Annotated in this window: 9 protein-coding genes; 4 read left to right on the plus strand and 5 right to left on the minus strand. The window is 57.2% G+C overall.

The window, feature by feature from the left end; all coding sequences use genetic code 11:
• Positions 1 to 55: 55 nt before the first annotated feature.
• The 3 genes from rsmA to MUBE_RS04340 form a co-directional block, all read right to left on the minus strand.
• The gene (rsmA, locus tag MUBE_RS04330; RefSeq protein WP_116539616.1) at positions 56 to 967 is read right to left on the minus strand and encodes a 16S rRNA (adenine(1518)-N(6)/adenine(1519)-N(6))-dimethyltransferase RsmA; all 912 of its coding nucleotides are present in this window, start codon (positions 965 to 967) and stop codon (positions 56 to 58) included.
• Positions 922 to 2,049 carry a resuscitation-promoting factor gene (locus MUBE_RS04335; protein ID WP_207801649.1) on the minus strand — a complete coding sequence of 376 codons (1,128 nt, stop codon included), beginning with the start codon at positions 2,047 to 2,049 and terminating at the stop codon, positions 922 to 924. Before MUBE_RS04335 ends, rsmA begins: the two co-directional genes overlap by 46 nt.
• A 177-nt stretch (positions 2,050 to 2,226) precedes the next feature.
• A complete protein-coding gene (locus MUBE_RS04340) occupies positions 2,227 to 3,075 on the minus strand; it encodes a TatD family hydrolase (RefSeq protein WP_207801650.1) in 849 nt (282 codons plus the stop codon).
• A 25-nt stretch (positions 3,076 to 3,100) separates the two neighbouring features.
• Between MUBE_RS04340 and metG the strand changes: the two genes are divergently transcribed.
• The 4 genes from metG to MUBE_RS04355 all read left to right on the plus strand — a co-directional run bounded on the left by metG (position 3,101) and on the right by MUBE_RS04355 (position 6,820).
• Positions 3,101 to 4,657: a methionine--tRNA ligase gene (metG, locus tag MUBE_RS04345; protein ID WP_116539618.1), complete on the plus strand. Its 1,557-nt coding sequence runs from the start codon at positions 3,101 to 3,103 to the stop codon at positions 4,655 to 4,657.
• 1,312 nt (positions 4,658 to 5,969) lie between these two features.
• Positions 5,970 to 6,092 (plus strand): hypothetical protein, encoded by a 123-nt coding sequence (locus MUBE_RS18855; RefSeq protein ID WP_279386664.1) that lies wholly within the window; start codon positions 5,970 to 5,972, stop codon positions 6,090 to 6,092.
• 115 nt (positions 6,093 to 6,207) lie between these two features.
• Positions 6,208 to 6,435: a hypothetical protein gene (locus tag MUBE_RS04350; protein WP_165849694.1), complete on the plus strand. Its 228-nt coding sequence runs from the start codon at positions 6,208 to 6,210 to the stop codon at positions 6,433 to 6,435.
• A gap of 97 nt (positions 6,436 to 6,532) precedes the next feature.
• Positions 6,533 to 6,820 carry a hypothetical protein gene (locus MUBE_RS04355; RefSeq protein WP_116539620.1) on the plus strand — a complete coding sequence of 96 codons (288 nt, stop codon included), beginning with the start codon at positions 6,533 to 6,535 and terminating at the stop codon, positions 6,818 to 6,820.
• 979 nt (positions 6,821 to 7,799) lie between these two features.
• On the opposite strand, the gene MUBE_RS04360 is transcribed toward MUBE_RS04355, so the two are convergent.
• Both MUBE_RS04360 and MUBE_RS04365 read right to left on the minus strand, forming a co-directional pair.
• Positions 7,800 to 8,087 carry a WXG100 family type VII secretion target gene (locus tag MUBE_RS04360; RefSeq protein WP_116539621.1) on the minus strand — a complete coding sequence of 96 codons (288 nt, stop codon included), beginning with the start codon at positions 8,085 to 8,087 and terminating at the stop codon, positions 7,800 to 7,802.
• A gap of 66 nt (positions 8,088 to 8,153) precedes the next feature.
• Positions 8,154 to 8,453, minus strand: coding sequence for a WXG100 family type VII secretion target (locus MUBE_RS04365; protein ID WP_116539434.1), 300 nt, complete (start codon positions 8,451 to 8,453; stop codon positions 8,154 to 8,156).
• Positions 8,454 to 8,549 lie beyond the last annotated feature (96 nt).

An 8,549-nucleotide genomic window follows, 5' to 3' on the forward strand; every position in this document is an offset into this window, starting at 1 on the left:
CGAAGCCTACTCCGAAGCAGGCCGTACCGCCGCACCATGGCTACTGTCGTCCCGATTATCGGAACGTCGCAGCAGTCAGTCGTACAAAATCCTCAATGGACAGCGTCTCACCGCGACGGGCAGGATCAATACTGGCAGCAAGCAATCGATTCGCAGACTCGTTGCCCGAACCAGCCCACTCCACAAACGCGTTGCGCGATGTCTTGCGCCGCTGCGCGAACGCGATGTCCGCCAGCTCGAATACCTTCCGACGGAAGGCTTCATCGGTCGGCCATGGCGGAGTTTCATAACGGTCGACGCGGACTAAACCAGAATAGACACGGGGAATCGGCCAGAAAACAGTCGGCGATACCACGCCGCAGCGATGGACCCGTCCAAAGAAGCGCAGCTTGACACTGGGCACACCATAATCCTTGCCACCCGGCTCGGCGGTAAGCCGTTCGGCGACCTCGGCCTGCACCATCACCGTCACGGTCCGAATAGACGGGAACTGGGCGAGCAAATGCAATAACGCCGGAACCGCAACATTATACGGCAGATTGGCCACTAAAGCTGTCGGGCCTGTCTGCCCTATAGCCAGATCGCCACGGCGAAGGGATAAAACGTCGCGGTTGCACACCGTAAGTCGGTTGATCTCACTGTTTGAATGCTCAGCAACCGTTTGCGGCAATCGACCCGCTAAAACTGGGTCGATTTCGACGGCACTGACGGCAGCGCCGCAGGCCAGCAGTGCCAGTGTGAGCGACCCAAGACCAGGACCGACCTCCAGAACAAAGTCAGACTGGTTTACCCCAGAAGTCAACACCACACGTCGTACCGTGTTGGCATCATGCACGAAGTTTTGGCCGAGAGACTTCCGTGGCCGAAGTTCGAGCTCTTTGACCAGCCGCTTGATCTCGGTACGTCCAAGCAGCCGGATGGTCAGCGTACACCTACTCTTCCACTGCACACTGGCCACGCACCCCATCCTTGGCGCGCCCGCGTCACCTCGGCAACCGCAATCTGCTCCTCCCGGGTAGCGAGGTCCGCACGGGGCGCATATCGCAGCCCGCCGTTGGCCACCCAGGTGTTTTGGTCGAACTGTACACCGCCGTAGTACCCGTTACCAGTGTTGATCGACCAGTTGCCACCAGCCTCGCAGCCCGCAATAGCGTCCCAGATAGACCCGTTGCTAACCGGGGGTACCTCAGTGCCAGGCTTGGCGCCAACACGCATCACCACCTCGCGGGCCGGCTCCACCACAACATTGGCGACGGGTAACCGGCCAGTCTCGACACCGTTGACCGTGGCCACAGCGAATGTCACATCCTGTGTGCCGGAGGTACCCGGGTCTTCGACGACCACACGGCTGATATTCATCTCCGGGTCCTCGATACGGCGGGAATTCGGAGGTAGCGGAATCCGCTCGGTGACCCTTTCGATGCGGTTGCGGGTCACTTGGATCTGCATGCCCTCCACAATTGGCGACGTCGCGCTCGGCACTATCTGATCGCTCGCAAGCAGCGGAATACCGGCGGCGGTCAGCAGTCCTCCGACATCCGGCGCGGCCAGGTGCACCATGCGTATCTCGCCACCGTCGTTGATTTGCACCGTTTTGGCGCTCACGACAGACAACGCCATCCCCATCAGCGGAACACGACTGCCGCGCGACGCCGCAATAGGAGCCGTATCGGTCATCGCAAGTTGAGCCAAGGCCTCTTCCACAGTGGATGCTGTCGTCCACATCTGCTGAACATCCTTGCCGTCCAGCGAAATCTCTAGCGGCCGACTACGCCGCAACACGATGTTATCGGTGTCATGCACCATGACATCAGCGGCGGGATACAGGTCGTCACGCGCACCGACGGTGAACCCGTTCTCCTGAATAATGTCAATTACCCGTGACTTCATGGTCGAAACCCGCATCACAGTCCCGTCGACGGTCAATGTCACCATCTTGGACGCGGCGACCGCATAGCCGCCAGCGAACGCAAGGACTAACAGCAATACCCCAACGATGAGTCGCAACATCGGCGACGGGGTTTGATGGAGCCTGATTAGTAGGTTCAACGCTCGCCTACTCTGACCTCAGCAACCAATTCATCGACCTTTTCGGCTCTGAAAATTACAAAATCAGGGCCAGCAAGGCCACCGTTTGATCACAAGATCATAACGAACCGATCAATGCGTAGCAACTCCGATGCGCAGGCTGGAAGAAAAATCGCGCCGGCGCTCCCTTCGTCTGAACTAACCAAATCCTATTTGATATATACGGCGAGCATTGCTGGTAGTGATTTGTGCCAGTTCTTCGGGGGTGCGACCTAGCAGTTCAGCAACCGCCCGAACGGTGTAAGGAAGACAGTAGGGTTCGTTTGCTAAACCGCGGTGGGGATGCGGGGTCAAAAATGGCGCGTCGGTTTCCACTAGAAGCTGCTGCGCTGGGATCAATGGAACAGCTTCCCGCAGGGTACGAGCAGTACCGAAACTCACCATCCCGGACAAGCTGAGCACCCACCCGGCATTTACACAGTGGCGGGCCATCCCAACGTCCGACGAAAAGCAGTGAAAGATTACTTGGTCGGGGGCACCTTCGGCGCGCAAGATGTCCAGCACCTCCGCGTCGGCTTGCCGGTTGTGGACCATCAGCGGTTTGCCGCACCGCTTGGCCAGATCGATATGCCAAGCAAACGCCTCACGCTGCACATCAGGTGAGGCACAGTCATCGAGGCGGCCGGGCCAATACAGATCCATACCGGTCTCGCCGACAGCTACTACCCGAGGATGGGCCGCCAGTCGTTCGATCTCGGCCCGAGTGGCATCGGTTAGCGCGTTTGCGCGCGTCGGGTGTAACGCTACCGCCGCATACACCCGCCGGTCCCACTCGGTGGCCGCAGTGACCCAACGTGCAGAGTTCAAGTCGTCGGCGACAGTGACGACCGCAACCAAGCCGACAGCCGCGGCTCGCTGAACAATGGCTTTCACGTCATCGGCGTCACGGGCGCCACATACGTCGAGATGAGTATGGGCGTCGATCAACGGCGACAGGGGTTCCGGAGCGGGCGACACGTCTTGTTTAACTGGACGGTGAGAACTCACGCGTACACAATAAGGTGGAGTTTCGATGAGGTCCTATTACGTAACCACCGCCATCGCGTATCCGAACGCTACACCGCACGTTGGTCACGCATACGAATACATCGCCACCGACGCGATTGCCCGCTTCAAACGGCTCGATGGCTTCGACGTGCGTTTCCTGACCGGAACCGACGAACATGGCCTGAAGGTCGCACAGGCCGCCGAGGCCGCCGGTGTGCCGACCACGCAACTTGCTCGGCGTAACTCGGATGTATTTCAGCGTATGCAAGAGTCGCTCAACATCTCCTTCGATCGGTTTATCCGCACTACCGACGCCGACCACCACAAAGCGTCTAAGGAAATCTGGCGGCGGATGGATGCGGCCGGCGACATCTACCTAGGCACCTATTCCGGGTGGTACTCGGTGCGAGACGAACGGTTTTACGTCGACTCAGAGACCCAACTTCTCGAGGACGGCACCCGAATCGCAACAGAAACCGGCACGCCGGTCACCTGGACCGAGAAGGAGCAGACCTACTTCTTCCGGCTGTCAGCATATGCCGACAAGTTGCTGGCCCACTACGACGCCAACCCCGATTTTATCGGACCCGAGGTGCGGCGCAACGAAGTGATCAGCTTTGTCTCCGGCGGACTGGACGATTTCTCTATCTCGCGCACCTCATGCGACTGGGGTGTACAGGTCCCAGAACATCCTGACCATGTCATGTACGTCTGGGTCGACGCGCTGACCAATTACCTCACTGGGGCCGGATTCCCCGACACTGACTCGGAGTTGTTCGGTCGTTACTGGCCCGCCGATTTACACATGATCGGCAAGGACATCATCAGATTCCATGCTGTCTACTGGCCGGCGTTTTTGATGTCAGCCGGAATCGAGCTACCGCGAAGGATTTTCGCACACGGGTTCTTACACAACCGCGGAGAGAAGATGAGCAAGTCGGTGGGCAACACCGTCGACCCGGTGGCGCTGGTACAAACGTTCGGCGTGGACCAGGTCAGATATTTTCTGTTGCGCGAAGTCCCGTTCGGCCAGGACGGCAGCTACAGCAAAGAAACAATCATCACCCGGATCAATACCGACCTGGCCAACGAGCTAGGCAATCTGGCCCAACGGTCGCTGTCGATGGTAGCCAAGAACCTGGGCGGGGTGGTGCCCGAACCCGGTGAGTTCACCACCGCCGACACTGCACTATTCACGGCGGCCGACGGCTTGTTAGAGCAGGTGCGCAACGATTTTGACCGACAAACGATGCATCTGGCCTTGGAAACCATCTGGCTAATGCTCGGCGAGGCGAACAAGTACTTTTCGGCACAGCAGCCCTGGGTCTTACGCAAGAGCGAATCCGAAGCGGATCAGATCAGGTTCCGCACCGTCCTCTACACGACCTGCGAGACGGTGCGCATCGCAGCGTTGCTCGTTCAGCCTGTCATGCCGGAATCGGCCGCCAAGCTATTGGACTTGCTTGGCCAGGCCGGAGAGCAACGGATGTTCTCTGCCGTCGGTGTGCGGCTGACCCCTGGCACGGTGCTGCCGCCACCCACCGGCGTGTTCCCTCGCTACCAGCCTTCCGAAACTGTGTGAGCGACAGGAGTGAGACGAACAGCCCAATATAGTGACGCCAGGGGTAGCCCGCCCTACCTGCCTCGTAAACACGAAACATAGACTGCTTCAGGGAGAAAACATATCTGCCACGGCGATCTAGGCGAGGTGACGCGCGTCCGTATCTACTTCAGCCTGATCAACTCACACTCCTGCAAACAGCGTACTACTGCCAATTTTCAAAGGTGGCTATAGTGTCCACCCGCTGCGGTCAGGTTCCGGGCGGGGCAGACTGCTCGGGCGGAATTGCCCTGTTGCCCCGACACAGTCGTAGTAGAACTGAGCAACGGCCATCCAGGGTTTCATCCACTGGTGCCAAAACGACCAGTCGGGATACTTCTCACCGTTGCACACGACTAATTCACCCCAACCTCATCGATCATCCGGGCAATAACCCTTCGTCATGTCCGGCCTGTGCGAGTTTGGCAGATCAGCTCAGCACTGACAACTATAACAGAAAATTGAGTTAGTATAGCACAAATTAATAGCGCGACGCAAAGGCGAGGAAGCTTCTGCTTTATTTCTGCTCCATTTAAGTTGTTGAATCAACACAGCGAATTCGGAATGAGCTATAATCTTCGGTACCGTCTCCAAAGCACCAAACCCATTAACCCCTTCCGGGAAGCCGGGTTGACTTCGAACTCACTAGGCTTGCTATTCGCCGGCGCGCTACCGTGAAACCCGCTCGCGTGATGCCGATCAGCCCTGTCAGGCGCGGCCGCTCGACATGATATCCAAGACAGTAAGCCACCACACCACGGTTTTTCGAGTAATCTTCGGACCATTGTCGACCGTATCCGGTAGCTTCGAAATTTTTCACTCAGGTATGAGTTATCCCGAGAAGCGGCCTCAATCGGTTGAGAGAAGCTCGTTGAGTGTGACTTGGGGGTGTCTGACGAGGTGATGGTGCCGTATGTCGTACGGTTACGCCGTAAATAAAAATTTACTCGTGATCTCAGTAGCACGAAAGGAAAACTCAGGCGACCGTGAAATTTTGAGGCTAAACTACGCGGAATTAACTCCTTTAATCGCTCTCGGGTAACAAAAATTGACTCCCTGCTTTAAATGACGACATAAGGAAATACTTGCCGCACCCGCTTCGGTCACCAGGGTGCCGTCACCCGTGAGAATAGCACAAATCTATTGGCCACTCGCCTGCGCAGACGAGCTATCAAAAGGCACTTCACTGCTGGTTCCTCGGTGTGGCGGTGACTAGCCGGAGTGAACGTAATGATCCCAAACGCGACAGGATGCGGATGACGCTACACACTGGCCGCGGTGGTAATTACCGACCATGGCAATCCGGTTCCGCTTCGGTGAGGCCGAATTGCTGGGCGCGATAACACCACATCTGATGGCGGTCGCGGCAAGTGATGGTCGGCTGTTGGCAACCGACTGGCCGCCACCACGCAGCTGAGCCTGTGCAACACAGTCTCCCTTGCTACGGGGTGACGATCGGCGGTCCTCGTCAAGGTGCCTGCTCGACAAACGGTTTCGGGCAGACCTTCGCTGGGGAAAGAAGAACCAAGAAGGTGTCATTGAAAAAGCACAAACGCCGCGAGTGCGCGCAAGCGATCAGGTTATTCTGCTATCAGATGACCTGCCCGGCCCTCAATGAAGGGCTATTGACCAAACAACACGGCAAACTAATGTGCGAGATCACCGCTGACACCTATACCGACCTGTTCGGTAGCCAAATCCGCATTTTGCGGGAGACACGGGACCGATGGATCCAACGCTCCCGCGGCCAACAGGCTTGACAGCGCTGATACTCGCTCCAGCAGCTGCTAGCCGCCAGCACTGACATACATGTGCTGGAGCTGGCCGTATCACTGAAGAGAAAACCCCACCCGCACGGTGGCGCAGGCGGTCCGGATCTTGCGCACCACCACCGGGTGGGTGTCCTCGGACTTCACCCTGCTGCACCATTTTCATCGGCTGAAGTTGACGGACCCGAACGCCAACGAGCATAGGCCGGTTTTCGAGACAGCTGACCCCAACGAGCTCGGGGGCAGCAACAGGCTACATGGGCCGCGGAGCAATGATCGCAAAACCTACCGGCTTGTCTTCCTTAACGATCATTCTCGACTAGCGGCGAGGTCCGCCCCGGCACATGATCACCTAACAGCCAACCCCACGATGTAGGTGCGCAGTATGCTCACACACCACATCGTGACCACCTTCGAGCATATCCCCGCCTACCACAAATCCACCCTGACCCCAAGCCGCCGAGGCGCTCACCACCGAACGGGGAGGCAACCCCGCTCTGGTGATCGACTGAAGCCCACCTGTTGGACAATCGACAGCTCGATAGCCATCCGCCTGATGAGCAACATCGCTGTAAAACCACCATGAAGAGCCGACACTCCCTTCTCCGGAGACGCGATCCAGCTGATCTACAACGCTTCTCACGGTTCCCCCACACGGTCAACAACCTAGCTCTGCATGCATTGAACACCGTTTTCGCCACCGATTATGCCATCGTTGATGAAAAGGCAATATGCATAGCCATCGCGGAAACCGCCACGGACTGAACTCGATTCACATCAACCGGATGGACACCCTGCCACCATGGCCCCGCCCACAACGCCGAGCACGGCCCCCCATCACCGGATTCTCAACTATAGAACCCGGTGACGCCGTTACAACCGACAACACCACACAACAAACACAGTCAGTGAAATACTACAACTCCATTATTGAATGAAAGTTGTTCCGTAACAAGGACTTCCCATACCGAAGGAAGAAGCCCGTCAACGCAGGCATTCCCTCAACGGCATACTTTAGCCCTGTCGACTACGAAATACATCTGTCTGGACATAGCCGAAAAACACAACACCGGCTGCCTAGCCCAACCACGGACAAGTAGCATGAACTAGGATACAGACGACTGCGCTGCCCCTGCCCTCTTAGCCGAGTACCTGCCAGGCTGTGAAGCTGCCCCTCCCTAGCTCAAGAGTCGCTACACGACGGACTAGCAGTCTACCCTTGATCGCGGAGTTTTTGCGATCACTCACCACAGTGCTCGACTGACACCAAGATCAAACCTCCTACAAACTAAAGTCTTTACGATTTGAAGGGATTGCCACTTCACATACTGGCTAGCCAGCCCAGTTTATTGAGGTTAGGCCCAAGCGGAACCGACAGAGCGGTCCGTGTCAGCCATGTTGTTACCGGCAGCTTGCACCTTTCGGCCGTGAGCGTTGGCCTGCTCATAAATCATCTGAAAGTTGCGACCCAAATCACTGACGAACTGCTCACATGCCACCGAACCCTGTCCACCCCAAAAGTCAGCGGCATCACGCACACTCGCCAAGATGGCCTGGTGCGTGGCCTCCAACGATGCCGCTTGTACGCGGATCGTTGCACCATGCGCATCAATATCCCCGAACTGGTAGTTAATACTGGGCATAAACTATCGTCCTCCTGAATTAGTAAAGTAAATGAGAAAGTAGTGGGACAGCAGCGGTTTTCGGAGCTAGCTACCCTGCAGGATCTGCTGAGAAGTCTGCTCTTGCTGCTCATAGCGGGTGGCAGCAGCACCCAACCCATCACGAACCTCGTGCAGCATGGTCACGATGTTGCGAAACGCCTGATTCATCTGCCCCATGACGTCAAAGGACGTCGCCTGAGCCGCCCCACTCCAGCCCGCACCCGCGATGTTCAGCGTCGACGCCCACATCTTGTGAGACTCGTCCTCCACGGTCTGAGCATGCACTTCAAAACGGCGCGCCATATCCCGCATCGACTGCGGATCGGTCATAAAACGTGCTGTCATTATTTGCTGTCTCTTTCGATTGATTTCGTTGCCTTGCGACGCCAGGGTCTTAACCCTAGAAAACGAGGAAAACTGGTTTTTCCGGTTTAGAGTGCG

This window comes from Mycobacterium uberis, from assembly GCF_003408705.1.
GTDB classification, from domain to species: Bacteria; Actinomycetota; Actinomycetes; order Mycobacteriales; family Mycobacteriaceae; genus Mycobacterium; species Mycobacterium uberis.